The 617-nt window shown below is 57.2% G+C and carries 1 protein-coding gene; it reads right to left on the bottom strand.

The genetic code is table 11. The annotated features are described in order from the left end of the window. Positions 1-588: two-component system response regulator PmrA (gene pmrA / locus ABD353_RS39920; protein WP_344628601.1), on the bottom strand; the 588-nt coding region annotated here is incomplete at its 3' end. Between the last annotated feature and the right edge of the window lie 29 nt (positions 589-617).

The raw sequence follows: 617 nt of genomic DNA on the forward strand, positions 1-617 counted from the left end.
GTTGTGAATATGCACTTCCAGGGTATTGGTCGCCGGCTCGTTGTCCCAGCTGTAAATGTCGTTGTAGAGGATCTCGCGATGCACCGGGCTACCGGCTTTCATCATCAGTCGCGACAGCAGGGCATACTCTTTCGGCGTAAGATCCAGCGCCGTTTCACCCAGCCACACCAGGCGGCGAGTGACGTTAAGGCGCAGATTGCCGACGCTGATTTCATTATCGCCCTGGTTGTTATGCCGGCGGAGCAGGGCGCGAATGCGCGCATTGAGTTCCTCCAGGGCAAAGGGTTTTACCAGGTAGTCATCCGCCCCGGTATCGAGACCGCTAATGCGATCCTCAAGCGTATCGCGGGCGGTGAGGATCAGCCCCGGCTGGGTCATTTTCTCCCGCCGCATGCGGGAGAGAAAATGCAGCCCGTCTTCATCCGGCAGGCCGAGATCCAGCACGATCAGGCTGTAATGATTGCTGGCCAGCGATAGCGCGGCTTCGTGCGCGGTGGAGACGCCGTCGCACACGTATCCTTCACTTTGCATCGCCAGAATTAACCCCTGCAACAGCAGCGCATCGTCTTCAATGACTAAGATTTTCATCAACCAGCCTCTCTACATGGCGTTAAGAT

Source organism: Kitasatospora arboriphila, from assembly GCF_039528095.1.
GTDB classification, from domain to species: domain Bacteria; phylum Actinomycetota; class Actinomycetes; order Streptomycetales; family Streptomycetaceae; genus Kitasatospora; species Kitasatospora arboriphila.